At 43.7% G+C, this 26,391-nt stretch carries 28 protein-coding genes and 1 riboswitch; of the genes, 25 read left to right on the top strand and 3 right to left on the bottom strand.

Annotated elements, in window-relative coordinates:
* Positions 1 to 11: 11 nt before the first annotated feature.
* The 24 genes from MKX36_RS13570 (at position 12) to MKX36_RS13455 (ending at position 23,340) form a co-directional block, all read left to right on the top strand.
* Positions 12 to 830: an Fpg/Nei family DNA glycosylase gene (locus tag MKX36_RS13570; RefSeq protein WP_026065468.1), complete on the top strand. Its 819-nt coding sequence runs from the start codon at positions 12 to 14 to the stop codon at positions 828 to 830.
* Positions 820 to 1,668 carry a deoxyribonuclease IV gene (locus MKX36_RS13565; protein WP_029515048.1) on the top strand — a complete coding sequence of 283 codons (849 nt, stop codon included), beginning with the start codon at positions 820 to 822 and terminating at the stop codon, positions 1,666 to 1,668. Before MKX36_RS13570 ends, MKX36_RS13565 begins: the two co-directional genes overlap by 11 nt.
* 75 nt (positions 1,669 to 1,743) lie before the next feature.
* Positions 1,744 to 2,082: a cyclic-phosphate processing receiver domain-containing protein gene (locus tag MKX36_RS13560; RefSeq protein ID WP_016821941.1), complete on the top strand. Its 339-nt coding sequence runs from the start codon at positions 1,744 to 1,746 to the stop codon at positions 2,080 to 2,082.
* Positions 2,079 to 2,393, top strand: a complete 315-nt coding sequence (locus tag MKX36_RS13555) for a thioredoxin family protein (protein WP_107733508.1) — start codon at positions 2,079 to 2,081, stop codon at positions 2,391 to 2,393. Before MKX36_RS13560 ends, MKX36_RS13555 begins: the two co-directional genes overlap by 4 nt.
* Complete coding sequence (locus MKX36_RS13550) at positions 2,390 to 3,163, top strand: ABC transporter ATP-binding protein (protein ID WP_017427705.1); 774 nt, start codon at positions 2,390 to 2,392, stop codon at positions 3,161 to 3,163. Before MKX36_RS13555 ends, MKX36_RS13550 begins: the two co-directional genes overlap by 4 nt.
* A gap of 22 nt (positions 3,164 to 3,185) precedes the next feature.
* The gene (locus MKX36_RS13545) at positions 3,186 to 4,244 is read left to right on the top strand and encodes an SAM-dependent methyltransferase (RefSeq protein WP_290410006.1); all 1,059 of its coding nucleotides are present in this window, start codon (positions 3,186 to 3,188) and stop codon (positions 4,242 to 4,244) included.
* Between the two features lie 178 nt (positions 4,245 to 4,422).
* The gene (locus MKX36_RS13540) at positions 4,423 to 5,916 is read left to right on the top strand and encodes a serine/threonine protein kinase (RefSeq protein WP_113050715.1); all 1,494 of its coding nucleotides are present in this window, start codon (positions 4,423 to 4,425) and stop codon (positions 5,914 to 5,916) included.
* Between the two features lie 40 nt (positions 5,917 to 5,956).
* Complete coding sequence (locus MKX36_RS13535; protein WP_340864882.1) at positions 5,957 to 6,934, top strand: SAF domain-containing protein; 978 nt, start codon at positions 5,957 to 5,959, stop codon at positions 6,932 to 6,934.
* Positions 6,935 to 6,956: 22 nt separating this feature from the next.
* Positions 6,957 to 7,670 carry a hypothetical protein gene (locus tag MKX36_RS13530; protein WP_290403094.1) on the top strand — a complete coding sequence of 238 codons (714 nt, stop codon included), beginning with the start codon at positions 6,957 to 6,959 and terminating at the stop codon, positions 7,668 to 7,670.
* Positions 7,667 to 8,524, top strand: coding sequence for a hypothetical protein (locus MKX36_RS13525; protein WP_340864881.1), 858 nt, complete (start codon positions 7,667 to 7,669; stop codon positions 8,522 to 8,524). Before MKX36_RS13530 ends, MKX36_RS13525 begins: the two co-directional genes overlap by 4 nt.
* A complete protein-coding gene (locus MKX36_RS13520) occupies positions 8,524 to 10,359 on the top strand; it encodes an ATPase, T2SS/T4P/T4SS family (RefSeq protein WP_025365031.1) in 1,836 nt (611 codons plus the stop codon). Before MKX36_RS13525 ends, MKX36_RS13520 begins: the two co-directional genes overlap by 1 nt.
* Positions 10,349 to 12,433 carry a hypothetical protein gene (locus tag MKX36_RS13515; protein WP_340864880.1) on the top strand — a complete coding sequence of 695 codons (2,085 nt, stop codon included), beginning with the start codon at positions 10,349 to 10,351 and terminating at the stop codon, positions 12,431 to 12,433. Before MKX36_RS13520 ends, MKX36_RS13515 begins: the two co-directional genes overlap by 11 nt.
* Positions 12,434 to 12,482: 49 nt before the next feature.
* Positions 12,483 to 12,962, top strand: a complete 480-nt coding sequence (locus MKX36_RS13510; RefSeq protein WP_340864879.1) for an ABC transporter permease — start codon at positions 12,483 to 12,485, stop codon at positions 12,960 to 12,962.
* Positions 12,963 to 13,002: 40 nt separating this feature from the next.
* Positions 13,003 to 13,398 (top strand): hypothetical protein, encoded by a 396-nt coding sequence (locus MKX36_RS13505; RefSeq protein ID WP_340864878.1) that lies wholly within the window; start codon positions 13,003 to 13,005, stop codon positions 13,396 to 13,398.
* A 1-nt stretch (position 13,399) separates the two neighbouring features.
* Positions 13,400 to 13,954, top strand: coding sequence for a hypothetical protein (locus tag MKX36_RS13500; protein ID WP_045244605.1), 555 nt, complete (start codon positions 13,400 to 13,402; stop codon positions 13,952 to 13,954).
* Entirely contained in the window at positions 13,941 to 14,930 is a 990-nt protein-coding gene (locus MKX36_RS13495; protein WP_340864877.1) for a hypothetical protein, read from the top strand. The genes MKX36_RS13500 and MKX36_RS13495 overlap by 14 nt, the downstream gene beginning before the upstream one ends.
* A 454-nt stretch (positions 14,931 to 15,384) precedes the next feature.
* Positions 15,385 to 15,924, top strand: a complete 540-nt coding sequence (locus tag MKX36_RS13490) for a cupin domain-containing protein (RefSeq protein WP_340864876.1) — start codon at positions 15,385 to 15,387, stop codon at positions 15,922 to 15,924.
* 687 nt (positions 15,925 to 16,611) lie between these two features.
* Positions 16,612 to 18,165 (top strand): ABC-F family ATP-binding cassette domain-containing protein, encoded by a 1,554-nt coding sequence (locus MKX36_RS13485; RefSeq protein WP_045244496.1) that lies wholly within the window; start codon positions 16,612 to 16,614, stop codon positions 18,163 to 18,165.
* An 85-nt stretch (positions 18,166 to 18,250) separates the two neighbouring features.
* A riboswitch (TPP riboswitch) is annotated at positions 18,251 to 18,359 on the top strand.
* Positions 18,360 to 18,674: 315 nt separating this feature from the next.
* Positions 18,675 to 19,268, top strand: a complete 594-nt coding sequence (locus MKX36_RS13480) for a thiamine phosphate synthase (RefSeq protein ID WP_340864875.1) — start codon at positions 18,675 to 18,677, stop codon at positions 19,266 to 19,268.
* Positions 19,269 to 19,325: 57 nt separating this feature from the next.
* Positions 19,326 to 20,474 (top strand): glycine oxidase ThiO, encoded by a 1,149-nt coding sequence (gene thiO, locus MKX36_RS13475; protein WP_340864874.1) that lies wholly within the window; start codon positions 19,326 to 19,328, stop codon positions 20,472 to 20,474.
* Positions 20,471 to 20,674, top strand: a complete 204-nt coding sequence (gene thiS, locus MKX36_RS13470) for a sulfur carrier protein ThiS (RefSeq protein WP_340864873.1) — start codon at positions 20,471 to 20,473, stop codon at positions 20,672 to 20,674. Before thiO ends, thiS begins: the two co-directional genes overlap by 4 nt.
* A gap of 2 nt (positions 20,675 to 20,676) precedes the next feature.
* The gene (locus MKX36_RS13465; RefSeq protein ID WP_340864872.1) at positions 20,677 to 21,444 is read left to right on the top strand and encodes a thiazole synthase; all 768 of its coding nucleotides are present in this window, start codon (positions 20,677 to 20,679) and stop codon (positions 21,442 to 21,444) included.
* A complete protein-coding gene (locus MKX36_RS13460; protein WP_016821916.1) occupies positions 21,441 to 22,499 on the top strand; it encodes a ThiF family adenylyltransferase in 1,059 nt (352 codons plus the stop codon). The genes MKX36_RS13465 and MKX36_RS13460 overlap by 4 nt, the downstream gene beginning before the upstream one ends.
* A 148-nt stretch (positions 22,500 to 22,647) precedes the next feature.
* Positions 22,648 to 23,340: a response regulator transcription factor gene (locus tag MKX36_RS13455; protein WP_107733519.1), complete on the top strand. Its 693-nt coding sequence runs from the start codon at positions 22,648 to 22,650 to the stop codon at positions 23,338 to 23,340.
* Positions 23,341 to 23,405: 65 nt separating this feature from the next.
* Here MKX36_RS13455 and MKX36_RS13450 read toward each other — a convergent pair whose 3' ends face one another.
* Positions 23,406 to 23,903 (bottom strand): C40 family peptidase, encoded by a 498-nt coding sequence (locus MKX36_RS13450; RefSeq protein WP_340864871.1) that lies wholly within the window; start codon positions 23,901 to 23,903, stop codon positions 23,406 to 23,408.
* Positions 23,904 to 24,183: 280 nt separating this feature from the next.
* On the bottom strand, positions 24,184 to 24,825 hold the full coding sequence (locus MKX36_RS13445) for a thiamine diphosphokinase (protein ID WP_340864870.1): 642 nt from the start codon (positions 24,823 to 24,825) through the stop codon (positions 24,184 to 24,186).
* 146 nt (positions 24,826 to 24,971) lie between these two features.
* Between MKX36_RS13445 and MKX36_RS13440 the strand changes: the two genes are divergently transcribed.
* Positions 24,972 to 25,436 carry a low molecular weight protein-tyrosine-phosphatase gene (locus MKX36_RS13440; protein WP_340864869.1) on the top strand — a complete coding sequence of 155 codons (465 nt, stop codon included), beginning with the start codon at positions 24,972 to 24,974 and terminating at the stop codon, positions 25,434 to 25,436.
* Positions 25,437 to 25,577: 141 nt separating this feature from the next.
* Here MKX36_RS13440 and MKX36_RS13435 read toward each other — a convergent pair whose 3' ends face one another.
* Positions 25,578 to 26,312, bottom strand: a complete 735-nt coding sequence (locus tag MKX36_RS13435) for an alpha/beta hydrolase (protein WP_016821912.1) — start codon at positions 26,310 to 26,312, stop codon at positions 25,578 to 25,580.
* Positions 26,313 to 26,391: the final 79 nt, after the last annotated feature.

Genomic DNA, 26,391 nt, shown 5'->3' with positions numbered 1-26,391 from the left:
AAGATGTTGATATGCCGGAACTTCCTGAAATGGAAAACTACAGAATCTTATTATCAAAACAAATTTTGGACATTCCAATTACTGGAGTGGCGGTTAGCCGTGAAAAGTCCATTAATACTGAAGTGGAAACCTTTAAGAAGCAATTGCTAGGTGCGACCGTTGTATATTTAGAGCGTCGGGGCAAGCATTTGATTTTTCATTTAAATACGGGTAAACGGCTTGTGCTTCATCTCATGTTGGGAGGATTGTTGTATCTGGGAACGGAGGAGCAACGTCCAGACCGTACGGTTCAGATCGAATTGGATTTTAGCGGAGCGAAGCTTTATTTTATCGGACTGCGCTTAGGTTATCTGCACTTGCTGACGGCTAAAGAAACAGATGAAGCTTTGTCAGACCTGGGACCTGATCCGTTAGACCGTCGTATGACATTGGAAAATTTTACAGCACGTCTAAAAGGGCGACGGGGAATTTTGAAAACAACACTGGTAAACCAGCAGGTTTTTTCGGGGATTGGCAATTGCTATTCGGACGAAATTGCATATATCGCCGGATTTACACCGGGTTCCAAGGTGCAAAATATTGTGCAATCCCCAGAAAAAGTGGAGAAGCTATATCATGCTACTCAATCCGTACTTCGTGAAGCTACTGCGGAGGGCGGTTATATGGAAATGCCTCTAATGGAGGGAGACACGCTCACAGGTGGCTTTGATCATCAGTGTCGAGTATATGACCGTGAAGGAGAAGAATCTCCAAGCGGTGGGAAAATTGTAAGAGTCGAGCTGGCGGGGAAAAAAGCATTTTATTGCCCGGTGCAGCAGCATGATGCCTAAATTGCTTATCGGCTCTCACGTGAGTACGCGGGGTGGCTTTTCCAAAGCTGCTATACGTGCACGAGAGCAGGGAGGACGTTCATTTCAATATTTTCCGAAAAATCCTCGTAGTCTCAAGCTGAAGGAATGGAACTCCATAGATGCTGCTGCTTGTAAAGATTACTGCTCAGAGCACCAGCTTCAATCTATTGCTCATTCGCCATATCCCGTTAATCCAGCTCATGGTCGCGAACGTGGTCAGGAACTTTATGAGTTGATGGTTGCTTCATTACGCAACGATTTGGATATTGCTGAAGCCTGTGGATCGAAGGGGATAGTTGTTCATTTTGGGCATATGCATTCGTCTGACCCGCTGGAGGGCTATCATAATATTATTAACTGTCTGAATGATGTGCTGGAAGGCTGGCAGGGAAATGCTAAAATATTAATTGAGAATCAGGCTGGGGATCACGGTCCCATGGGAACCACGCTCGAGGAAATGGTCCAAATTCGCCAATTGTGTCGAGATCCTGGCAGCATCGGATTTTGCCTGGATACTTGTCATGCGTATGCAGCAGGATTGTGGAACGGTGGAGTGGACGAGGCTTTGTTTGAAAAAGGGGACCGTCTCGGTTATTGGTCAGCGCTGTACGGAGTTCATTTGAATGATTCCAAACACCCGTACGGCTCTAAAAAAGACAGACATGCGCGCGTAGGGCAAGGTTACATTGGTATTGAAGGCATGCGCTGGATAACAGAACAAGAAGCTGTAAGAGGTATTCCCGTCGTTTTGGAGAGTGAGGCGGGACCTGATGGGACACATCAGGAGGACATTCGAATGATTCAAAGCTGGGAGTAAATTATTTTAAATAAATAATAGTTATCTTAGAGGCTTATGTAAGCTTACTTTTTTGGGAAGAAGGAGGAGAAGTTGGTGTATTTGTTTATGGACGATTATCGACCTTGTCCTCCAGGTTTTAAGCTGGCAAGGGACGCGGATGAGTGTCTGCTTCTGCTTCATGAATACCCAATTTCGATATTATCGTTAGATTATGATTTGGGTCCGGGTCAACCGACGGGAAAGGATGTAGCTGCTGCTATTGCAAGTAAACAGTTATATCCGCGTGAAATTTACTTGCATTCCTCCAGTCCGCAGGGGCGGCGAGCCATGTATGAACTGCTTTATGCGAATAAGCCGGAGGGAGTCACTGTGCATAACGGGCCGATTCCTGAGGTGCGTATGCAAGAGATCATAAACGAGTCTAAGCGATGAAAGAGATCGGACAAAAAGAAGCACGCCGTGCCATATGGGAGGGATGCAAGCTGGCTTTGTTTGTATACACTCCCATGTGCGGAACATGCGCGGCTGCCCGTAGAATGTTAGAGGTAGCAGAGCATTTGCTCCCCGAAGAAGCAGTGGTGCAGAGCAACATTAACTATATTCCTGAACTGGTTCAGGAGTATCGGATTTCCAGTGTCCCCGCGCTTCTTATATATAATGGTGAAAACAAAAATCCTGAAATCATCTACAAAATGGAATCTGTAGAACACTTGCTGAGCAGGATAAGGAGCGTGATGGAATGATATCCATGAAGAACATTACATTACAGCGGGAAGAAAGACGTATCTTGGACGATGTAAGCCTAGAAATACGAGAAGGTGAACATTGGGCTATTCTGGGTCGAAATGGTTCCGGCAAAACAACATTGTTGGAAATGATGACAGGGTATATGTTTCCAAGTCGTGGTACGATTGAGGTGCTTGGGCAAACGTATGGTCAATGTGATGTGCGGGAAGTTCGCAAGCAGATCGGATACATTAGCCAGACATTACTGGAAAAGCTGGCGCTAAAAGATCCCGTTTGGGAAGTAGTAGCTACAGGTGCGTATGCTTTTTTGCGTTTTTATCAGGAGATTCCGACGGAGGCAAAAGAAAAAGCCGTATCTCTTTTGGAGGGTATGAATTTAGGCGATCTGATTCATCACCCGTTAGGTACCTTATCTCAAGGAGAACGTAAAAAGGTAATGCTGGCCCGCTCGCTGATGGCTGAACCTCGCCTACTGATAATGGACGAGCCTTGTGCCGGATTGGATTTATTTGAACGGGAAAAGATGTTGGTCGAGATTGATCGGCTTCGCAAGCGAGACTTATCAGTGGTCTATGTAACTCATCACATTGAGGAGATTGTCCCTCTCTTTACGCATGTTGCGTTGATTCGGGATGGCAAGGTCGCAGCTGCTGGATTGAAAAAAGAAGTTTTAACGAAAGAATTGATTATGCACACTTATGAAGTTCCAGTTGAGCTAGAATGGGATGGAGAACGTCCTTGGATTCGGGTGTGCGCTGGAGGGTAACGTTATTTTGGAGGAACTATACGTGAATACAGATGAACAGAGTGAGTCCACTTTGTCGACATCGAGATTTGTTTGTACGGCCAACCATGGTTTTGCACCCTATGCTCAGGAGGAGCTTAGAAGATTATTTGGCTCTGTGAAAAGCACGATGCTTCTACCTGGTGAAATTTTTCTAGCAACATTACCTGCGCAAGAAATTGAGGCAGTGAAGACGATTATAGGTCAGCCACCGATGTTTCTGCGTCACTTGTTTCCTGTTCATTTTCAGGAGGAAGGTACGGATCTGGTTCAAGTGCAAGAGCGTCTGGTTGCATTTATCCGTAACCGCAGGGAATTGATGGATCAACGTGTTTCTTTGCAAGTACGCAAAGGATCTAATAGCAGTTGGGCTGAAAGCGCAGGTACGCTCAAGCTGGCTTTGAGTGAACAATTAAGTGATCTACCTATGGAATTGGTAGTACATGGCGCCGATGTTATTGTGTCCGTTTTTGCAGATACAGATACGTGGTACGCAGGCGTATCACATCCTCAGGACAACCTATCAGATTGGAGCGGAGGTGCAGTTCGTTTTCAGAAGGAAGACGGACAGATCTCGCGTGCCAAATTCAAGCTACTGGAAGCAGAAGCAACGTTCGGCATTGATTTTAGCGCTTTCCATCAGGGACTGGATATTGGGGCAGCACCGGGTGGATGGACTTCCTTCTTGCTGGAGCGTGGACTGAAAGTTACAGCGGTTGATCCGGCCAAGATGGAGCCATCGCTGATGAAGTACGCCAATCTGACATTTTTGCGTAAAAATGCAAGTGAAGTCAAATTTAAAGAGAATTCGTTCGATCTGCTGGTTTGTGATATGAGTTGGAGTCCAAAACAGATGGCAAGGCTCGTTACTGATTTACTGTATAGTTTGCGGAGTGGTGGTACGGCTATCGTAACAGTCAAGCTAATGCATAAAAAGCCCTTGGCGCTTATTCATGATGTGATTGCTTCCTTTGAGGAGTCCGGCATGCAGATTCAGCGAGCCAAACAGCTTTTCCATAACCGAGATGAAATTACCCTGTATATGATCAAGTATGGAAAATAATTCTTTACAATAGATGCAGTGTGCTATATAATAAATCCAAATTGTTCCTTTAAAAAATATTTGTATTAAATCAAGGGAAAGCATCCCGCGAAAATTGTTTTCATGTCATTATGAAGACTTCATTTTGCGGTGGCTTTCCCTTTTTTGCGTTGTCTGCTTGTAGAAGGGAGGTAAGAGAATGATGAATCAACCATCACAATTAGAGTTCGGGTCAATTGTCGGTGAACGTTACCGAATTATTCGTACGTTAGGTTCGGGAGGCATGAGCCGCGTGTTCATGGCCGAAGATTTAAAGCTGCCGGGCAAGCATTGGGCAGTGAAGGAGTCGATTGCCGATCCAAAAATAATGAAGATTGTACGGACGGAAGCCGAAATGTTGATTTCGCTAAGCCATCCACGTTTACCGAGGATTGTTGATTTTTTTGAATATCCTCCATCTGGTGCGGTATATCTGGTTATGGACTACATCGAAGGAATTACACTGGAAGCATACATGAGGGGATACCAAGGCTGTATTCCACAGGAGCAAATCATTCCATTCGCTCTGCAGGTACTGGATGTACTTGATTATTTGCATACCCGCCAATTGCCAGTCATTTATCGGGACCTCAAGCCGGCGAATATTATGCTGACACCGGAAATGGAATTTAAGCTAATCGATTTTGGGATAGCGAGGAGCTATAAGTCCGAGCTGGATCAGGATACGATAAAGCTGGGCACAGTGGGCTTTGCTGCCCCAGAGCAATATGGAACAGGACAGACGGATGCTCGCTCGGACCTGTACAGTCTAGGGGCGTTACTATTGTATCTATGTACAGGTGGTAAATATAGCGAGTGGACAGCAGGAGTTGAAGCTTATATTCGCGGGGAATTGCCTCGACATTTGATTCCGATAATTCGAAAGCTGCTGCGGCATCATCCTGAGGAACGATTTCAGTCTGCTGAGGAGGTCATTGGAGAACTGAGGCGCAGTGCTAATTTTCAGTCTGCTCAACCAGGGAAATCTGTTAGTAATGCTTCATCGGATTATGCTGGAACAAGGGTAGTGGCAGTGTTGGGTGTGTCTTCCGGCTCCGGTGCTACGCACACAGCAATTGCAGTGAGCCACTACTTGGCTCGAAAGACCCACTCCGTAGCCTTGGTTGAGCTGCATAGTACAGCTAAGGCATTTGCCCGACTGCAAGAAGTCGTGGAAGGCATACCTGTTGGACAAGCAAGTTCAAGTCGGCGTTTTGAAGTCGATGGAGTTCATTATTGGCGGCAAACATCTCGTGCAGATGTCATTTCCTTGCTGGGAGGATCCTACAGATTTATCGTACTGGACTTGGGGAATGGGCAGGACAATGAACGACTGGAAGAATTTTTGAGAGCCGATTATCCGCTAGTTGTTGGCTCAGGGGCCGAATGGAGAGTTCAGGATATAACGGGTCTAGCCCGATCTCTTCAGCGTCATCCGCAACACAAATGGAATTACTGCTTGCCATTGGCACCCTCGGGAGCTGTCCGCAGGTTACGAAAGGAGCTAGATCACGATAAAGTATTTGCGCTGCCGTTCCATTCAGATCCTTTCGAACGGGATGATCAAATGGATCAGGTATTGGACGAGCTTTTTCGTGGAGTCATTACAGACACTCGGAAAAGACGTTTCAGATTCCTTAAACAGCAGCACTAAATAGGCAGGTATATATCTAAAGAGGTAGGGGAGAAGCTGTGTGTCCAAGCTAAGAAAAAGCAGCAAACAAAAACTATACGCAGGTTGTGTTGGCGCGGGTATTGTAGGCATGATCTTTGTGGGCTACCTTATGGTGAATATCCATCAAATGAGTGAGATCAGGAAGCAGGCAAAGGTGGAGGCAGAGCAGAAATGGAAACTGTATGAACAAGAGCAACGGACTGCGAAAACAGGCTGGGCGGTTGTTCGTGACATTTCACCGGGCGAGCAGATTACATCTAATGATTTGAAGGGAATTAAGGTTCCTGGTTCTCAAGCCCCGTCTAATTTGTTGACAAATAAAAGTGAAGTTTCTCGCACTACAGCTAAGATAGAACTAAAAAAAGGAGCTGTGCTTACATCAGCTATGATTACTGCTGATGAACCCACACCTAAGGATCTACGCAACCGTGAGTTAAAAGTGGTGGTACTGCCCAGCAGCCTGAAGCCAGGGGACGAGGTAGATATTCGCATTCAATTTCCAACAGGTCAGGATTACATTCTATTATCCAAAAAGAAGATTTCTCGGCTAGAAGGCCCAACTGTATGGGTTACTATGAATGAGCAGGAAATACTATCCCTTTCGAGTGCTATTGTAGATGCCTATCTGCATAAAGCATCCATCTATGCTCTGACATATGTAGATCCCCAATTTCAGCCCAAGGCCATACCGACCTATCCGCCTAATGCACAGGTGTTAGCGTTAATGAATAGTGATCCGAATTTAGTCCGTGTTGCTGAACAAAAACTGTCCAAGCAGCTACGAAATTCTCTAGAAAATGCAATTAATTCATCAAACAATGTGATTTCAACACCTGTGGAAAAAGGTCTAAGTGAGGAGGTTGCAGCTCAGCATGCAGGCACAACTATTGAAGATGCAGTAAGTGGAATTGATGATACAGGGAGTGAGGAACAGGACCACGAAGAACAAACGAAGATTCTAACGCAGGGTGGTAGCTCTGATCCGTATGCCAAATAAATGAGAGAAAAGGAACGGGAGTATGAAAACATGGATATTTGCCGGTCTTTGTGACAAAAGCGATACTTTATTATACATCAGCAGCGTATTGGCAGCTTCAGGCCAACAGGTACTGCTTGTGGACGCTACACTGCGGGGACAATATCGGTATAGCATAGGAATGCTCGATAAACTACTACCCATTACACAGTTTTGTGGATTCGATGTGGCGATTGGATTTACAGCATGGGAAGATCTGCATATCGGTATGCTGGCTGATCAAAAGGCAGAACAGACTTATGACATTGTTATTTTGGATGTAGAGCTACCTGATTTTTGTCCAATTTCTGTTTGGAAAACTTCGGAACTCCGAGTTTGGGTCAGTGATTATAGCCACATGCTAATGCACAGCGGACAGAATTGGCTTGAGCATTTGTTTGGCCAACCTGGATTTCCCAAAGATCTTGTATTTCACAAGCTATTTATACAGGCAGTGGATTGCGGTGTGGAGGAGGCGTATTTGTGGGAATACATGAATCGCTTTCCTGCCTTATGGCAACCAGAGCCGTATGTACTGCCATGGGATGAAGGACAGCTTGCTCTAAAGCTGGAAAATGAGCATAAAAAACAGCTTCTGTTAAAACCTCTATCCAGAATATATAAGAGAGAATTGTGCCGTTGTATTGGAGAATGGATGAGTTGGGAGATAAAAGAAAGTCGTCGTGCGCTAAAGCGTGCGGAAAGGAGGAGAGCATGAGCATCATTTTGTTTTGGAGCCCCACTAAGGGAGCGAGTGGAAGTAGCTCATTAGCGGCAGCAATAGCAATTACCATAGGTAATTTATATAGAGGAAGACTTTTGTTGACTCATTTGGGCCGTAGGCATACCGGTATTGAATCAGGATTTCCTATACAGGAGTATGGCATGGACGATCCAAGTCTACAGATTCAGGAAGGGGGCTGGGATGCTGTTTCACGTTTAGTTCTGAGAGGGACGCTGTCTAGAGAAAATATTCGTAACTATACGACACCTGTACTAGAACACACTCTGGATGTACTTGAGGGAACCTCTGGTTTTGGAGCTGCACCGCCGCTACTTTCCCCTGATCTTGTAAAAGTGGTAATTGATACAGCAAATCAATATTATGATTTAACGCTGATTGATGCAGGGAGTGGAGTAGGCTGGGGGGCTGTACAGCATGAAGCATGTGCACAAGCCAAACTGGCCGTTCTTTCACTCACTCAGAATATGCGTGAGTTGGACGCTTATTTTGAATCTGTGTCTCCATTATCCACATATTCGTCATTACCCATATTAGTTGTCCTTGGAAAATATGATGTACATTCACAAGCGAATGAAGCGAATATCCGCAGGAGATATGGCTACAAGGGCACTTTGCTTACAGTCCCTTACAGCACCGACTTTATGGATGCATGGAACCGCAGGGATGTGATTGGCCATGTGCAACGCGAGGTGCGAAGTGGAAAAGAGCAGCAACGTAAGCCTTTTATGTCTGTAGGATGGGCGCAGAGCATACGGCAGATTAGCAAAGCTATTCTGGAGGCGGCAGAGTCCGATCTTCGGCTCAAGGCTTTGGAGAGGGGCGCTTAATGCTGTCCGCTCATATGATCAACGGATTAATTATTACCTGCATTGTGCTATTGTGCATCGTACTGATTATTTTTAAATATCGAGGAAATCTTCACTCGCAACATTCAGCTCTTCGGGTAGAACCAAAGAGCGAAGATGCCACATTCGAAACATTGATAGAGTATATCAAAAATGCGCTTCATGAACTAAGTCATAGCCAGATGGCGGATGCCGGATTACATGAAGAGGAATATAGGCGGCGTATCCATCAAAGGGCGGAACTACGAAGGGCGTTAAAGGACTGTGCCAATGGCAGCAGTGGAGATAAACGTTTTGTTAAAAATCTGATGAGTGAGCTTCTGATTAACGGTTACGGACTGAACGAGAAAATCGCCGATACTGTTATGCCATTCTCCAGACCTGAGTTGTTTAGCACACAAGATCAATTCGAAATTATTTTTTACCAATATCAGCAGAAATTTGGCGCGGATGCACTATCACGTTTGCTTGATACTTATGACTTAGCCGAAATGAGGTATTCACAGCAAGGTGAAGAGGATGGAAGCTATTTCGTAACGACAGAGGATATCCGCTATATCTATGACTGTGAATACCGTCCCCTTTCCTTTATGGAGAAAGTGGATATTATTGTGCAGCGGATTTATCAACATTACAAAGGTTTTTCTGTCATTGATGATATTCGTGACCAGAGGATCGATGGTGTAAGTGGGGGCGTAAGTGGTGTGCCGGAAGGGAGTATTTCTTCATCACCACAGTGGCCTTCAGATAGGTATGCATTTGAACAAACCTCTGCGCCCATAACGAATGGATATGAGAGTGTATGGATTTTCTACAAAGGTAAAACTATCCACCTTTCATTCCTCTCCTTTGGATCGGAACGTGAGCTTAAAAGGGTATGTCAAAATATTTACAAATACAATTACCCAGGACAGCTTTCTGAAGCGAATGGTTATAAGGTCAATGAAATGAAGGATGGATCACGGGTAGTAGTAGTGCGCCCGCCTTTCTCTGAATCATGGGCTTTCTTTGTTCGTAAATTTGATATTCAAAGCGCTTCGCTCGAACAGTTAATTAGGGGACAAAACGCTGATGTTCCAATCCAGCTACTATCATATCTAATGAAAGGCAGTCGGATTACTGCAATTACAGGTGCGCAGGGTTCAGGTAAGACAACATTGTTAATGGCGATGGTCAAGCATATTTACGCTTCGTATACGCTTCGCGTTCAGGAAATGGCCTTTGAACTGCATCTACGCAGCATTTACAGTCGCCGTAATATTCTTACTTTTCGAGAAACAGATCACATTTCAGGGCAACAAGGTCTTGACTTGCAGAAAAAAACAGATGGAACCGTTAATATTCTAGGCGAAGTAGCGAGTGATGAAGTAGCTGCTTGGATGATTCAAATGTCGCAGGTTGCTAGTTTGTTTACTATTTTTACTCACCATGCTAAAACATTTCGTGATCTTGTATTTTCACTTCGTAATTCACTGCTCAAAACAGGAGTATTTCAGCATGAAGGTATTGCTGAAGAACAGGTAGTGCATGTCATTAACTTTGATGTTCATCTCAAGCGTGATGCGCAAGGGCGGCGTTATATCGAACGGATCACAGAATGTGTACCGCGTAATCCAGAGCATACGAATATAGGTCCCAATGCTTCATCGAGTTATAGCTATCGCCATGTTATGGAATATCGAAATGGAAGCTATATACCAATGGAGCCCTTAACAGCTAAAAGTGTAGAAGAAATGTGTGAGCAGATGAATGCAAACGATGCGGCAGATTTCCGCAGTTTTTTGACCCGTTATTGGGAGGAAGACTATGAGTCTTAAAGAAATTTTATTGTGGGTTTTGCTTATATCAGGTGGGGGATTTGCAGTTCTATATACAGTTTTGTATGGGTTGCATAAGCATAAGAGCTATGCAGTTCGCAGAGGTAGAATTCATTCTGTACAGGAAGCACGAAAGGGAAAAGCGGTACTTCAACGGGAACTTCAAACTTTAATGCATAAATTGTATACGCTGTGTATGAGGGTCCCTATCACAGCTGGATACATCACAAGTGTACGTAAGCGACTAGCTGGTCAGCATGCATACGATGAGTATAAGCTTCGTCTGCAGACCATGAAGATGATACTGTTCATTTGGGGGGCTTTTGCTTGCAGCGGCGTTGTGCTGTTGATGATGAAACCAGGAATAGAGTTTGCTGTATTGGCCGTTTTATGCGGAGTGGTAATCAACAGCCTTATTATAGACGTGACCACTAGCCAAATGGAAAAAAGGCTACTTGGGCAAATGATCGAATTGTTCGCCAATGTACGTCATCACTATCATCAGCACGGTATGGTGGAAGAAGCCATATCCGAAGCAGCCGATTTAGCAGAGGCAGAGGCTGGAAGACATGCACGGCTCATCCATGAGGCGCTGACAGATGCGGATCCCCACGAGGCCCTCGAAAGATATTATGAATCAGCTCCAAATCGGTTTTTAAAAGCCTTTGCTGGTATCTCGTATATGGTCATGGAGTTTGGTGATCGGGTTGAGGATGGTGGTTCCATTTATTTAAAGGGGCTAAGCAGTCTTGCACGCGAAATCCAGTTGGAGTTGCTGAGGAGAAATAAACTGGACTACCTGCTAAAAAGTTTAAACGTGATCGCTCTGGCCCCTGTTTTCTTTACTACCCCAATCGAGAGATGGGCGAGATCCAGCTTTCCATCCATGGATGAGTTTTATCAGGGGAAATTGGGTTATATCACAAAATTGACCGTTTACATTGTTATCATCCTATCCTACTTTCTGTTACAGAAACTGCAACAGTCCGACGAGACAGGATATCGTGCGGGTAAAGGGCGGAGGGTGTGGGAGCAGAGGTTATATCGTATGCCCATCATTCGTAATATGGTGGAATCTCTAATTCCTCGGCAGCATATGTCATCTTATTTCCAGATAACCCGACTCTTAAAGGAAAGTGGTGCGGAGGTAAAGCTCGAGTGGCTCTACATACGCAGAATTGCTCTTTTTATCTTAGGATTAGTGCTTAGTATTAGTACTATATTTGTTTTACATGGAGCTGAAAAAACGCATATCCTTCACGCGCCAGTACAATCGGGGCGAATGTTTGGACGTTTAAGTCCGACAGAGGAAAAGGAAGCTTTGAAGCAGAGTGAGATTGACCGTAAAATCATGCAAATGTTGAACATGAAAGCGGACAGCACATACGAGCGAACGTACGCTTCTTTAGAACATTATGCTAATGGCACAGCTACTCCCGAGCAGCTATCAAGGAATACTCATCGAATTCTCCAAAAACTGAAAGATTGGAATGAAGAATATATAAAGTGGTGGGAAGTACTGATTAGTATGATTGCAGGGTATGTAGCCTACCAAATGCCCATACTTTTATTATATTTGCAACGGAAAATGCGTCATTTGGACATGAAGCATGAGGTCTATCAGTTTCAAACGGTTATTTCCATTTTACGGGTTATGGAAAGAATGTCTGTCGAGGAAATATTGGAGTGGCTGAATAGATTTTCAGTAATCTTCAAAAGACCTCTGCAAAAATGTCTGCTTCATTATGAACATGGGCCAGAGGCGGCTCTCGATTTGTTGAAAGAAGAAGCACCTTTGCCGGAATTTCAACGTCTGGTGGACAAGCTTCATTTATCTTTGGGTAAAATTACCATTAGAGAGGCATTTGATGATTTGGAATCCCATATGTCCTACTATTTTGAACAAAGAAAACAGGAGTATGAAAAAATAATAGACAGCAAGGCGATCTGGGGGAGGATGATTGGTTTTGCCCCAATGTATGGTCTTATCTTTTTATATTTGGTAATTCCACTGATTGGAATGAGCTTTGTTCAAATGGATAGCTATTATGAGCAAATACAAAAAATTCAGTAAGTAAGTTCAATAATGCTTAACCAATATTACAAGTTGAGGAGAGAAAAAGATGAATAATGCATCAACGGCATTAAAGGTAGCCGCTGGGATTTTTTTGACCATCGCACTAATTACGATTGTAGTTATACTGTTTATCTCAGCTCAGGAAGCCACTAAAACGGCACAAAACAATTTCGCCGATATCCAGACCGAATTGTCTCAAGCCTCTTTTACGGTATACGACGGCACAACGATTAGCGGCTCACAGGTAACCAATGCGCTGCGGAAGTTTCAGGGAAAGGACCAGTTTGGTATTCAGATTAAAACTGGAAAAAATATGTCAGGACAGTGGTACGGAAATGCTCTGAACATTAGTCCAGATAGTGAGCAGTATGGCGCTGTGAATGGCGGCAACGATAAGACGGGAAAGATCGCGAATACACTGAATGAAAAGGAGAATGAATATGTAAATCCAAGTGGTAAATTCAAGGCTGAAATCGTTAAAGACAAATCTAACGTGGTACGCGGGTTGTTGTTTACCCAGTCTTAAGTAGTACAACAAGAATAATATTCATAAGGGAGATGTGAGCATGTCTGATCCCGCTTCAAGTATGCTGCGGCTTGGTGTGTCAGCTATTCTATTTGTAACCGCATGTGCAGCAGCAGCAAACTTGTCCAGTCAACTGGATAGTGCACTGGAATTAAGGTCGCAGCAGGAGGAGCAATCTGAGGGACGGATCTCCCGTACTATAGGGGTGGAGACGCCGCAACGGATTAAAGGGACTCAAGTCATTCAGACCATTCGCTTGAACGTGCAGGAGGGGATTTCGGTTCAAGTTGACGGTTCAGAGTACGATGTATATTCTGAACCGTTTGAGCCTGATGTATCTACCTTGGATGCTTCCTCTATATATGCCATCTACCCACAGCGTAATGGAAATGGAGACATAACATCTGTACGTTTTGAGAAATTGGGGGAGGACTGAAGTGGTTCAAACAATATCTAAGCTGTTGGGGGCACTGCTAGCTGTATTACTTTTGTACATCGTACCCGCAGCTCAAGCTGCTGAACGGCAGGATGATATATCCGGGTTAAATACATATCATTCGACTGTACATTTTGTTGATATGGTAAGAACCAAAGGTTACATTACACCGACGATGTATAACGATTTTATACGTGATCTGGAGCTGACAGGCAATACGTACGAAGTTGATTTGGAGCATATGCACAAAAAATATGTACCGAATTATGCAGATGCGGCGAAGCCAGACAGTTTTCTGGGTAATTATGAAGTTGTATACGATAGTTACTATAACCCGCAAATCTTACCTGTACTGTTTCCTGATCATTCGCAGCCCAAGTCGGAACAGATACGTCGGTATACCTTGATGGCCGGTGATTATTTTACAGTACGATTATATAATACGAATCGGACTCCTGCGGATTTATACAAATCATGGCTTCTGGGTGGAATAGATAACGATAAGCCGGCAGTTTCAGCTTCTTACGGGGGCATGGTTTTGAATGAAGATTATTGATTTTGCAGTTATATTTATCCTACTCTTTTTGCCCTTTGGTGTGGTTAGTGATTTACGAGTGCAGAATCAGCGTGAAGTACAGCAGCTAGAAATGAAATATACGTCTGCTCTCCGTACCGCAGTTCAGGATGCAGGTGTTGTGCTCTCACAGAATGAACGTCAGGAACGCGAGGCCGGATATGGATCAGATAAGTTTTTTCGTGTAGATAAAGAAGAAGCGCTGGCCACGTTCTTGCACACTTTCTTCCTTAATATGGGCACTGATGGGGATACAGCAGCACAACGTGCGTTATTGAATTACATACCAGCTATTGTGATACTGGATTATGATGGTTATTATACGTTCGCTTCATCATCCTATAAAGATGCGTATGGACAAGCGGTTATAGGCCCCAAGTGGAGCGAAAAAAAGCCTTATGCCTATGTTGATTCCGCAGGCAATAGTGTGGGATTCACCCTGGATAATTATCTACATGCCTATGATGCGCAGAATCACAGATGGGTGGAGGGGTTTCAAAAAGAGCTTGAGGGTCAGACCCCCATTTCGTTACTGAACAATTCATTAACCTTTGAGCAAATACGCCGTTCCACCATTGTTCGCACCATTCAGGAAGATCTGGCTCGACTGATTAATGTCCATAACGAAAAAGCAGCACGGAATGGCATTTCCTATACGTTCACCCTACCACTCATTTCACAAGAGGAGTGGTATAACACAATAGATGATGTGGGTATGATCGCGTTTATCCAAGGTATTCCAGTTGGAGACAGGTATTACAATAACTATGGGTTTGGTGGTGGAAGAGTCGTCCGAAAGCAATCTATTATTGGTGGCATAGAACCGGGTACTGGAATGAAATATTTTTATAGAGATTCATATCCAACCCCTTTTCAAGCGACTGAGCGTTTTACGGATGAAAAATCTGCGGCAGCTGCTGGTTATTTTGAGTACCAATATCATAACAGCTTAAAATAATCACCCTCCGGGGTGGGTTTCGTATTATTAGGTCAACCAAAAGGTTGGCCTGTTTTAATAGGAGGTTAATATGACGTTAGCTGGGAAGAACTTTGTTTTGAAATGGGCAGAGAAATAGACGAATCTCCAAGCCAAGCCGATAGCCAATAGAAGCAGTGCCAGCCTAGTCTTTTGCCTTTTTGGTCACTGCTTTTTTAAAGAGTGAGTCAAATAAATGGAATTTAATACTCGACTTACCGGGGGAGTTCCAAAGAAGATGATACCACTTGGAAGTATGTGTTATTAAATGTAACTTTAAGTAATAACGTCTTTTGAAGTGAAGGACGAAAACGCTTGTGAATATTTTTGTCTTGGCCTCAATTAGGCTTTTGCCTATTGTTAAAGGTTTTTTAGTCCTTTATATAGGCAGCCGCATATGATAAGTAAACACTGAATCAAATAAAGGAGAATGAGTATGTACCATAAATCATGCCATCACTTTCCATGGCATATTCCTATGTATAACAGCTGTAATTACAATTATCGGAGTTATGATCCTCAATACTACAATTGGTATAATAACGACAGTAATCTCTATGAAAAGATAATATTAAGAGATTATGGACAAAGTCCATTTGTAGTGAATATGGACCTGGCTGCAAAACAAAACAAAAATTATCGTACCGCTATATGGACAGGAAAAAATTTACAAGTGACTCTAATGAGCATTAATGTTGGCGATGATATCGGTTTAGAAGCTCATCCAACAACTGATCAATTCATACGTATTGAAGAAGGTCAGGGACTTGTTCAAATGGGGGATAGGAAAGACCAATTAGATTTTCAAGTGATGGCCTATGATGGCTATGCAATTATGATACCTGCTGGAAAATGGCACAATGTAATTAATACAGGAAATATGCCCCTTAAGATATACGTTATCTATGCACCGCCTGAGCATCCATTTGGAACAGTTCATGAATCAAAAGAAATTGCCATGTCTGCTGAAAGATAAATAAATCCAATTATATTTTATTTCTTCCCGGTCCGGAACCCAGGCCGGGATAATTACATTTTCTCCATTTTATTATTCCTTCGATACTCATGAGGACTGTCTACATAGAGTTCTGTTTTTTAATTGTTATTAGAACTTATCAATTATTAAGGTATTCATTATTTGGAATTGTAAGCTTCTGCATACTAACTTCAACGCTGTTCCAACATTTTAGAACTAAGCTTGAAGCTTAAATTGCCAAAAGAAGCAAAGAAACTCCTTATGTACCTACCGAAGAGGAGCTTAAGCGCTAATTCGATATGATTTAGCAAGCGAAAAACCTTCAAGACATATTGATTGTCAATACGTTGCTATTTACCGACTTTTGGGAAGCAAGTTGACCAATATCAAGTTGGCCAATATCAATTTCTACTACTTTCAAATCCGGTTTAATAAGGGTAAGGAGGGCAAGAAAAATAAGCCATGTCCTTAGCGTATATTTTCATTAAAATGTTGGTGGAACCCTTGACTAACATTAGCTGGCTTTCTTTTTTTAGGCCTATCCATCTGAAAACCTTAAAATTCGCTGTTTTCAATGTTCCGATAAGGGTGCCGAATGTGCTACAATAAAGCTTTGAAAGAAACGAAAGATTGATGAAATAAGAACACTCGGCAGTGCCGATGACAATAAGGAGCCAAAAACAGCTTATGAGTTTATTGACTGTAGAAAATGTATCCCACAACTTTGGGGACCGTGCATTATTTAAAAATGTTTCCTTTCGATTACTTGCGGGGGAACGTGTGGGATTGGTAGGAGCTAATGGTGTTGGTAAATCGACACTCATGAACATTCTGACTGGAAAATTGCTTAAAGATGAAGGCAAAGTGGAATGGACTCCACGTGTACGTTATGGCTATCTGGATCAGCACACCAAGCTGACGCCGGGCAAAACAGTACGTGATGTATTAAAAGACGCTTTTCTTCCTTTGTTGGAACTAGAAAAGGAAATGATGCAAATTACAGACAAAATGGGAGAGGCTTCTCCCGAAGAGTTGGAAGTTTTGCTGGAACAGATGGGAGAAATTCAAGAGCAATTGGATATGGGGGATTTTTACCTCATTGATGTGAAGGTTGAAGAAATGGCGAATGGATTAGGTCTCTCTGCCATCGGACTGGATCGGGATGTAGCAGCACTTAGTGGTGGGCAACGGACAAAGGTGCTTCTTGCTAAGTTGCTGTTGGAAAAGCCAAATGTATTGCTGCTGGATGAGCCTACCAACTATTTGGATGTGGAGCATATTGAATGGCTTACGCGATATTTGAAGGATTATCCCTATGCTTTTATCCTCATCTCACATGATACTGAATTTATGAACCAAGTCGTTAATGTAATCTACCATCTTGAATTTGCTAAGATGACCCGCTATTCAGCTAACTATGAAAAGTTTCTTGAAATGGCGGATCTGAACAAAGCACAGCATATTGATGCATATGAGAAGCAGCAGGAATATATTAAGAAACAGGAAGATTTTATTCAGCGCAATAAAGCGCGCGCATCTACATCAGGCCGTGCAAAAAGCCGTGAAAAGCAGCTTGATCGGATCGAACGTATTGATAAGCCTGAAGAAGCTGTAAAGCCAACCTTTCAGTTCAAAGAAGCCCGTGCGAGCGGGAAAACGGTTTTTGAGGGTATTGATTTTGAAATTGGCTACACTCATGCCCTTTTGCCTAAAATGTCCATGACGATCGAACGTGGCGAAAAGATCGCAATTGTTGGCTGCAATGGTGTTGGTAAGTCTACGTTGCTCAAAACCATTCTTGGAAAAATACCTCCAATCAGCGGAAAAACCTATCAAGGGGATTTCTTGCAGCCTGCTTATTTTGAACAGGAAGTAAAGGCGGAGAAAATTACACCGATTGACGATGTATGGAATGAATTTCCGCATTTGAATCAGCATGAAGTACGAGCGCATTTGGCGCGCTGTGGTTTGAAGAATGAGCATATCACCCGGCCTTTGTCTGCGCTTAGTGGTGGAGAACAGGCTAAAGTTCGCCTTTGTAAACTGTTAATGCGTGAGAGCAACTGGGTACTGTTTGATGAGCCTACCAACCACTTGGATGTCAAAGCAAAGGATGAACTCAAACGCGCTTTGAAGGAATACAAAGGGACCGTATTGCTTGTATCCCACGAACCGGACTTTTACGAGGATTGGGTAACCAAAACGTGGAATGTAGAAGAGTGGTCTAGTAAAGTTAACTAAAATCCAGTTCTGACAGATTTCACACAAGGTGGGGTTTGCAGAATTAGGAAAATATGCTAAGCTATCTTTAGCTGATACAATAAAATAGTCACACTAGGGGAGCCGCCCATGCGGCTGAGACGAAAAAAATGGATTTCGGACCCTTTGTACCTGATCTGGGTTATGCCAGCGTAGGGAAGTGAGTACTGTACAAACAAGGTAGTAGCTCTTTACTTTTGTTTGCGCAGGGAACGATATACGTTTACGGATATAATAGTCCGTTCGATTTTGAACGTTTGTCAAGCCACTTCCTTTGGGAAGTGGCTTTTTGCGTTTCGTTCATCCTCATTTGTTCGAGCTTCCGTAGACGGATTACATATGATCTCCTTTCATTATTGCTGGTACATGTGACTGGCTCCGTATGATATTACCCAATAGGGAGCTGCAACAATATAGTTCAGCTTATACGATTATTTTATATTTTTTAGTCCAAGTGAGGTGAAAATGAGATCGAATTACACGTAATTACGATGGAAAGCATCTCCTGTGTGGATGTACCCCAAGTGGCTGCCGCTATTTGTCCTTATATTCATTATGTACACGCACGTTCGAAACAGAAGGGTGCCTCTGCTTTGCTTTCTTTGACTCGTAGCATGATCGAGCAGGAAGTTCCTTTGCAGCAAATTGTAGTAAATGACCGTATGGACGTAGCTTTACTTATCTTGGCAAGAGCTGTCCAGCTACCAGCTAATGGGTTATCTGTGATGGATGCGAAAAGTCTGCTTCCAGTGGGTACACGCTGTGGAGTGTCTGTACATTCCTTGGAGGAGGTGCAGACCGCTGAGCAGGGGGGAGCAGACTATGTACTATTTGGTCATGTATATGAGACCTATTGTAAGGCCGGTCTTGTACCGCGGGGTGTAGCACAGCTTGAACGCATTTGCAGATTGTCGGCCATTCCGGTGATAGCGCTGGGAGGCATACAACCTCATCATGTTCCAGAGCTCTATCATGCCGGAGCAAGCGGAATTGCGGTGATGTCTGGTATATGGGAAGCAGAGTCACCCGTTGCAGCAGCGATGGAATATAGGCGAATGGTAGATCTTGTAGTTCACGACCTGTAGCAAGAAAACGAGACGAAGGGAAAGCAGAATGCTCACCGGAGAGGAGACACGGAACATATGTCAAAGACACATACAGAGAAAAAAGCAATAGGACACGCAGAATGCTTGGTCATAGGCGGGGGTGTGATCGGCAGTGCCATTGCTTATCATGTGGCTAAGGAGGGACGAAGTACAATTATGCTGGAACGATGTATCCCCGGTGAGGGAGCATCAGGAGCAGCGGCGGGAATGCTGGCAGCGGAAAGTGAAGAGTTCTCAGACCTTGAGCTGGCACGATTTGCTCGCGCAAGTCGAGATGCATTCCCTGACCTTGTCTGTGATTTGGAGCGTTTATCGGGTATTTCAGTTGATTTTCGTACAGAAGGTTTTGTGACCCCTTTTCGTTCAGAAGCAGAGGGCCAAAGGCGCTGGAATGCTGCGAATATCCGAGAGGATGATAGCCCTATTTGGTGGGATGCCAGGGAATTGGCTCGACGGATTCCGGGCTTGGCAGATCAAGTAATTGGGGCTATATACCGATCAAAGGAGACACAAGTGGCCCCTGTTCAGCTTTGCCGTGCTTATGCAGGGGCAGCTGCGGTGCTGGGAGCAACAATATGGTCTGGAACTCATGCTGAGGAACTGATCATACAGGACGGCCGAGTTTGCGGTGTGCGAACGGATAGTGGATTTTTTTCCTGCGATCAGGTCGTGATTGCCGCAGGCTTGGACAGCTTGAAATTGCTAGAACAAATTGGATTTGATTATCCTCTTTATCCAGTCAAGGGTGAAGTGGTAGCAGTCTCCTTGAAGGACCATCCGTTGGATTATACCATTTATGCCGATGATGTTTACCTCGTGCCTAAACAGAATAACGAGCTTTGGATTGGGGCTACGAGTCTTCCACATCAATATGACAAAGAGGTGACCGTAGGAGGCTTAAAAGGACTGTTAGTACGTGCATCTGCCTGGTTGCCGCGTGTACAAGAAGCTTCTTTTATACGTGCTTGGGCGGGCTTACGTCCACAGGCAGCTGCGGAGCGTCCTTTCATTGGCCCTGTTCCTGGAGTAGAGGGCGTCTATGCTGCAGTCGGGCATTATCGTAACGGTGTCTTGCTTAGTGATGCGACTGGGCGAGCCATGGCAGCTATGCTTAAAGGGGCAGGTGCAGCTGGACTTGGAATAAGCAAATTTTCTTCTGAACTCCTCAAGGAGGAAAGCTTATGAAGCTAACCATTAACGGACAGAGCATGACCATTTCTAATCGAATCACTCATGTGGATCAATTGCTGCATGAACTTGATTTAAAGGTGAAAACCGTAGTGGTAGAGCTGAATCGGCATATATTGACCCGTGAAGATCATCATGAGACGGTACTTAAGGATGGAGATTGCCTAGAAATCGTACATTTTGTAGGAGGCGGTTGATCATGTTAACCATTGGAAAAGCATCTTTTACTTCAAGGCTGTTGCTGGGAACAGGGAAATTTTCGGATCTGGATATCCAATCCCAGGCTGTAGAGGCTGCTGAGACGGAAATATTAACGTTCGCTGTGCGCAGACTGAATTTGGAGGAACGGGATAAGCAACATTTTCTTGAAACGCTAGATTTGAGCCGGTATACACTTCTTCCCAACACAGCAGGAGCAACAACAGCAGAAGAGGCAATCCGTATTGCCAAGTTGGCAAAAGCCTCTGGTTTGTGCGATATGATTAAGGTAGAAGTCATTGGGGATAGCAAAACGCTGTTGCCTGACCCTTTTGAAACATTGAAGGCTAGTGAAAAACTGCTAGAGGAAGGCTTTGTCGTACTGCCTTACATATCGGATGATGTGATACTAGCAAAGAGGCTGCAAGAGCTTGGAGTACATGCCATTATGCCTGGTGCCTCACCGATTGGTACAGGACATGGTTTGCTCAATCCGTTTTCATTAGAGTTAATTATTGAGCAAGCAGAAGTTCCGGTTATCGTCGATGCAGGTATTCGCTCACCTGGTGACGCAGCAATGGCGATGCAGTTGGGAGCAGATGGTGTTCTGCTAAATACAGCTGTGGCGGGAGCGAAGAACCCTGTGAAAATGGCTGAGGCCATGAAGCTGGCTGTGCGTGCAGGCAGATATGGTTTTGAGGCAGGGATGATACCTGTAAAACGATATGCTTCAGCGAGCAGCCCAACAGAAGGCATGGTTCAAGGATGAGGATATCTGAAAAATCCGGTGCTGGAACACCACAAATTGATCGTTATTCCAGACAGGAAAGGTTTGCACCCTTTGGGCCTGCAGGCCAACGCCGGCTTGCTTCTTCTCACGTACTAATCATAGGTGTTGGAGCGCTGGGTACAGGCATTGCAGAAACGCTAGTTCGTGGAGGCGTAGGTACGGTAAGTCTCGTAGACCGGGATTATGTGGAATGGAGCAATTTGCAGCGCCAGCAGCTTTTTCAGGAAAGTGATGCAGCGCAAAGGTGTCCCAAAGCAATAGCGGCCCAGCGAAGATTAAAGGATATTAATTCGCAAACAGTCATTCATGCACATGTTTTGGATGTTGGGGTAGAAGAGCTGGAAGAGTTGATCCAGGGGGTGGATCTCATGATGGATGCAACCGATAACTTCGATACTCGGCTTCTTATGAACGACATGGCTCTCAAGCATCATATTCCTTGGATTTATGGAGGATGTGTGGGTAGCTACGGTGTAACTTACACTTTTTTACCGGGTCAAACACCTTGTCTACACTGTCTGATGGGAACTGTACCGTTTGGAGGAGAAACATGTGATACAGCCGGCATTATTCCGCAGGCAGTACAAATGGTCACCGCTAATCAGACTACAGAAGCTTTCAAACTTCTTGGTGGATATCCCGAGGACTTGAGAGGAAAATTGCTTTCGTTTGATTTGTGGAAAAATGAATATGTAGCAATAGCAGTGGATCGTCTCAAAAAGTCGAATTGTCCTTCTTGCGGTAGCCAACCGACGTATCCCTATTTATCGACCTCTCATCGGCAGAAAACCGATGTTTTGTGCGGTAGGGATACCGTTCAAATAAGACCTGCCAACCGGATATATCTGAATCTCGCAGAGATAGCAGATAGATTTGCAGCATTAGGCGAGGGAAACGTAGAGTGGAATTCGTATCTGGTTTCCTTTAGTGTGGGAGAGCATCGCTTGGTGGTTTTTGCAGATGGCAGAGCGCTGATCCATGGGACAAAGGACGTGGCCAAAGCAAGAAGTCTATATCATCGTTATTTGGGCTAAAAACCATAAACCTTAAAGCAGAAAGCCATTCTTCAGAGAATGATTTTCTGCTTTTTTGTTACACTAATACAAATATGTTTAATGGCTTATAACAAACTTGTTCGTATCCAATATGTAATGCGATGTCCAAACCAGGTGGGTGAAAAAGATGAGCCCGTTAATTGTACTTGTGGATGAAAATGAAGCGCCCGCTGTATTCGTTCGTCCATTGGAGCAGGCAGGTTATCAGGTGGTTCATGTTCGTAATACGTCGGATGTACGCTCTTATATAGCTCAGCATCCTGTGAGTTTGCTACTCCTAAACATTAAAGATGAACAGGCGGGCACTCAAGGCTTGATTCGCATTTTGCAGCAGAACCATCCTCATGTCCCGATACTTGCAATGATTTCATCAGATGAAGAGGCACATATGGTTTCCTGCTTTGAACAAGGAGCTCATGATGTAATGGTAGTGCCCTTTTATCCTAGAGTTCTTCAGGCTAGAGTGGCTAATTTATTACGAATTTTTAGTGTTGAACGTGATGTGAAAAGGGCAATCGAAGCGGGGGATATACATATAGACACTGCAAGCAGAATGGTGAGCAGAGGGGAGCGAAAACTGGAATTAACTCCGAAAGAATTCGATCTTTTGCTACATCTGGCAATACATCTTAACCAAGTTTGCAGCAGGCAGCAAATTTTAAAAGATGTTTGGAAACATGATTATATCGCTGATACGAACGTAGTAGATGTGTACATCAGGCATTTAAGGGTTAAAGTAGATAGAGGACAAAAGTTTAAAATGATTCGAACGGAACGAGGTATTGGCTATTCACTCAGAACGCCAACCGAAGCAAAATAGCATAAGTTATATAAAAAAAGCCGGAACTTTTCGTCCCGGCTTACCTATTTCAAATGAGTGTTACATTACAGCACGCGACGTGCTTTAATGTATGTTCTTTTCCAGTTGCCAGAGTTTAAATCAGAGATGGTCACCCCAGGTCCGCCGTAAGTGTGTAAAATTTTACCTCCGCCCATATATACTGCTACGTGAGTAATGTTACGTCCTGTGGCACGGCTACCGCTTGAAAAGAACACTAAGTCCCCTTTTTTCAAATTGGCCTTGGATACGGCATGTCCGACTTTAGATTGTTGAACAGAAGTACGCGGCAAATCGACTCCGTATTTCTTGAATATGTGCTTCATGAAAGAAGAACAGTCAAAATTGCGTGTGGTGCTTGTGGAAGCTCCAAACTTATAAGGAGTACCCATATATTTTTTGCCGTAGTTAATTACTTTTTGACCTACGGTAGTAGCAGTAGCAGCTTGTGCTGTATTTGTTCCCTCAATGGCAAAAGTACCAAAGCCGATCGTGGCAGCGACTCCTGCGATAATTACCTTTTTTATGATTTTATGCATATTCATGTTGTAAATACCTCCAAAAATTGATTTGTGCAATAATTTGCTGAGTTGCTAACTAACTGACAGCGTTGAGTATAACAGTTTTGAAGCCACCTAATAGTTGGAAAACTACTCTCAAATGCTTGAGGGACAAGGCTTACGTCGTAATTATTAAAAAACGATTAAAAATTACAATTTGTAAAAAATAAAATGATTCTAGAACCTGTGAAAACGGAAAAACCCTTGTTAATCAAGGGTTTTGAGTGGGTGAACAACTTTTGAAATAGTTACAACAATGTCATAATTAATCCTTGCTTTGAATAACGAGTAGTAGACCGCTTTTAATAGAAATTATACCTTTTGCAGCCGTTAGCTTATTGCTAACACCACGTGATTGTCCCATTTTAAGGGTTGCATTATGAAGTGGATACATAAATCCTTCCAGTTGTATACCTGTTACTTCGGCGGTCATTGGAATCAGCGATGCATATGTATAGCCCATAGGATGGATCTCGAGCGTTGATCCGGTCAGCTCGATATAATTATGTGCGTCCATGATAGCGCAACTAATATGATGCTGCATAGCCCGTATTAATATTTGAACATTGGCTAATGTGTGGTCCATCCGAGTACCAGTCACACCGAGCATGAGTACATGATCTGCTTGTTCGTCCATAGCGATTTCTAAAGCGAGTTCTGTATCTGTTAGGTCCTTAAGTACTGGATCACACGCAAGCATACGTTGGCTTGCTGATTTTACCCTTTCTTGTTCCTCCGAAGTAATCGAATCAAAATCTCCTACAGAGACATGAGGCGTAATACCGTGTTCTATCAGGAAAAGGGCACCTTTATCTGCACCTATAATAAAATCATCGGGTTGTATTTGTTGTAAATCTTCTTCATTAAGACGACCGCCTGAAAATACAATGGCTCGTTTTTTCGTCATATCCAACATCCTTTCTTTCTGTATACGGTCCCATATATACGATCATTTTAAGTATACCGCGATAAATATGGCTTGCACAATTTTGGAGGACCTGGCTACAATGGAACAGAAAAAAGAAGTGTGACGTGAATAGGAAGGGGAACGAAATGACTAACGTTTTGTTTGTGTGTTTGGGCAATATTTGCCGCTCTCCCATGGGGGAGGCAATACTGAGACATAAGGCAAAGGAACGGGGATTAGACGCAGAAATCCGGGTGGACTCGGCTGGAACAGGCGATTGGCACATTGGAAATCCTCCGCATGAGGGAACGCTAAAGCAGCTTAAACTGCATGGAATCAGCGAACAAGGCATACAGGCACGGCAAATAACGGATCGTGATTTTGACGCGTTTGATTATATTGTGTGCATGGATGACTCTAATGAACGAAATATGCGTAAACTTGAAGGTGGAGCTGATGCTGATATTCTAAAATTCATGGATTTGCTTCCCCAAGAAAAGTTAAGAGAAGTACCCGACCCATATTTTACCGGAAATTTTGAAGAGACCTATCGATTATTGGACGCGGGATGCGAAGCCTTGCTGGACAAGATCATAGAAGAAAAGCTATAATGTGAACGACAGATGACGGCAATCGTTGCCGTTTTTCGTTATACATTTTTGAAAGCGCAACCAAATCATAAAAAAGAGGAAGGAGCATTATGACCTCCTAGGTCAATGCTCAATTCCTCATCATGCTGGGATGTTTTTTACTCAGGCACGATCCAAAAAATACATTAGCGCGTCAGGCAACTCGTTTTGCCAAAAGCCCCATAAATGTTTGCCATCCTTTTCACGGTAAGAAACTTCTGCGTTCCGCTCGCGCAGTAAATCTGCGCATTGACGGTTCAGCTCTACAAAGTTGTAAATGCCAGTATCACTCTCAAAAGCATCTTCCTGAAGGCCAACTGTCATCCAAACATTTAGATGCGACAGTTCTTTCTCACGGGCAATAATTTCTTGCGAAGCTTCATAGTAGGCACCTGAGAGGCTGATAATACGATTAAACAGCTCAGGATACAATAGCGCCAAATGCAAAGACACACTGCCTCCCAGTGAATCTCCAGCAAGAATGCGGGAAGCTGCATCTTTTCTTATAGGATACTTTTGTTCCACATAGGGAATAATCTCTTCTGCAAAACAGGCAGTGTATGCCTCAAAACGATTGCCGAAGGGAGCGTACTCCTGAGTTCTGATTTTGGTGTTCACTTCTACACCTACAATAATGAAGGGTTCCACGCCTTCATCCAGTATGAGACGGTTGGCGTGTGTTGCAATGCGTCCAAAGTTAAAGAATTCCTCTCCATCCTGACAGTAGACGACAGGGTAGCTCAATATTTCATTATAGCCGGGCGGCAAATAAATTCGAAGAATTCGGGTTTCGCCAAGTAAGCGGCTGTCTACTTCGTCTTTAAGGATAGTTCGTTTTAAATACCGAGAATCCGTCATTTTTCGTCACCTTTCTTGGGTATTATTTTGCATTAAGGATCACAATAAGTTAAGATTACCCTGATTGCAATAGATGTTT

Source organism: Paenibacillus sp. FSL W8-0439 (genome assembly GCF_038008995.1).
In the GTDB taxonomy this organism is placed as follows: Bacteria; Bacillota; Bacilli; order Paenibacillales; family Paenibacillaceae; genus Paenibacillus; species Paenibacillus polymyxa.
This window is presented reverse-complemented; position numbering and strand designations above follow the sequence as displayed.

Excerpts from the sequence above, each read along its gene's own strand:
- MKX36_RS13465 (WP_340864872.1), top strand. The coding sequence starts at position 20,677 with ATGTTAACCATTGGAAAAGCATCTTTTACTTCAAGGCTGTTGCTGGGA.
- MKX36_RS13550 (WP_017427705.1), top strand. The coding sequence starts at position 2,390 with ATGATATCCATGAAGAACATTACATTACAGCGGGAAGAAAGACGTATC.
- MKX36_RS13530 (WP_290403094.1), top strand. The coding sequence starts at position 6,957 with ATGAAAACATGGATATTTGCCGGTCTTTGTGACAAAAGCGATACTTTA.
- MKX36_RS13435 (WP_016821912.1), bottom strand. The coding sequence starts at position 26,312 with ATGACGGATTCTCGGTATTTAAAACGAACTATCCTTAAAGACGAAGTA.
- MKX36_RS13450 (WP_340864871.1), bottom strand. The coding sequence starts at position 23,903 with ATGAATATGCATAAAATCATAAAAAAGGTAATTATCGCAGGAGTCGCT.
- MKX36_RS13525 (WP_340864881.1), top strand. The coding sequence starts at position 7,667 with ATGAGCATCATTTTGTTTTGGAGCCCCACTAAGGGAGCGAGTGGAAGT.
- MKX36_RS13445 (WP_340864870.1), bottom strand. The coding sequence starts at position 24,825 with ATGACGAAAAAACGAGCCATTGTATTTTCAGGCGGTCGTCTTAATGAA.
- MKX36_RS13510 (WP_340864879.1), top strand. The coding sequence starts at position 12,483 with ATGAATAATGCATCAACGGCATTAAAGGTAGCCGCTGGGATTTTTTTG.
- MKX36_RS13520 (WP_025365031.1), top strand. The coding sequence starts at position 8,524 with ATGCTGTCCGCTCATATGATCAACGGATTAATTATTACCTGCATTGTG.
- MKX36_RS13480 (WP_340864875.1), top strand. The coding sequence starts at position 18,675 with ATGGAAAGCATCTCCTGTGTGGATGTACCCCAAGTGGCTGCCGCTATT.
- MKX36_RS13440 (WP_340864869.1), top strand. The coding sequence starts at position 24,972 with ATGACTAACGTTTTGTTTGTGTGTTTGGGCAATATTTGCCGCTCTCCC.
- thiS (WP_340864873.1), top strand. The coding sequence starts at position 20,471 with ATGAAGCTAACCATTAACGGACAGAGCATGACCATTTCTAATCGAATC.
- MKX36_RS13505 (WP_340864878.1), top strand. The coding sequence starts at position 13,003 with ATGTCTGATCCCGCTTCAAGTATGCTGCGGCTTGGTGTGTCAGCTATT.
- MKX36_RS13495 (WP_340864877.1), top strand. The coding sequence starts at position 13,941 with ATGAAGATTATTGATTTTGCAGTTATATTTATCCTACTCTTTTTGCCC.
- MKX36_RS13565 (WP_029515048.1), top strand. The coding sequence starts at position 820 with ATGATGCCTAAATTGCTTATCGGCTCTCACGTGAGTACGCGGGGTGGC.
- MKX36_RS13490 (WP_340864876.1), top strand. The coding sequence starts at position 15,385 with ATGTACCATAAATCATGCCATCACTTTCCATGGCATATTCCTATGTAT.
- MKX36_RS13540 (WP_113050715.1), top strand. The coding sequence starts at position 4,423 with ATGATGAATCAACCATCACAATTAGAGTTCGGGTCAATTGTCGGTGAA.
- MKX36_RS13455 (WP_107733519.1), top strand. The coding sequence starts at position 22,648 with ATGAGCCCGTTAATTGTACTTGTGGATGAAAATGAAGCGCCCGCTGTA.
- MKX36_RS13460 (WP_016821916.1), top strand. The coding sequence starts at position 21,441 with ATGAGGATATCTGAAAAATCCGGTGCTGGAACACCACAAATTGATCGT.
- MKX36_RS13515 (WP_340864880.1), top strand. The coding sequence starts at position 10,349 with ATGAGTCTTAAAGAAATTTTATTGTGGGTTTTGCTTATATCAGGTGGG.
- thiO (WP_340864874.1), top strand. The coding sequence starts at position 19,326 with ATGTCAAAGACACATACAGAGAAAAAAGCAATAGGACACGCAGAATGC.
- MKX36_RS13570 (WP_026065468.1), top strand. The coding sequence starts at position 12 with ATGCCGGAACTTCCTGAAATGGAAAACTACAGAATCTTATTATCAAAA.
- MKX36_RS13555 (WP_107733508.1), top strand. The coding sequence starts at position 2,079 with ATGAAAGAGATCGGACAAAAAGAAGCACGCCGTGCCATATGGGAGGGA.
- MKX36_RS13485 (WP_045244496.1), top strand. The coding sequence starts at position 16,612 with ATGAGTTTATTGACTGTAGAAAATGTATCCCACAACTTTGGGGACCGT.